Here is a 243-nt window from a genome sequence, read left to right as displayed (position 1 = left end):
ATAGATGGCACCTTTACCTGTCCAGCCATCGACGAATACAATCGGACTGTTTGGATAAGCCTCCAGTAGCATTTGCAGGGCCACTGGATCAAGACCACGATCGCGAATGATACTGATGCCATAATGTACACTTGGCAGGTGATAGCTACTGTCTGTATCCGACAGCGCACGTTGCAATAACACGCCAATCGGCAGACCAGCTCTTACCAAACTGACCAAAACCAGTGGATGCTCATCATTCAC

At 49.0% G+C, this 243-nt stretch carries 1 protein-coding gene; it reads right to left on the bottom strand.

Annotation, left to right across the window (positions count from 1 at the left end; all coding sequences use genetic code 11):
• Positions 1-243, bottom strand: a 243-nt coding sequence (locus SB772_RS44705) for a cysteine protease StiP domain-containing protein (protein WP_410839115.1), incomplete at both ends; no start/stop codon positions are given.

Origin of the sequence: Paraburkholderia sp. SIMBA_030 (genome assembly GCF_046535245.1) — a bacterium.
Taxonomy (GTDB): Bacteria; Pseudomonadota; Gammaproteobacteria; order Burkholderiales; family Burkholderiaceae; genus Paraburkholderia.
Note: the sequence above shows the minus strand (reverse complement) of the source record. Positions and strands in the feature narration are given on the sequence as shown.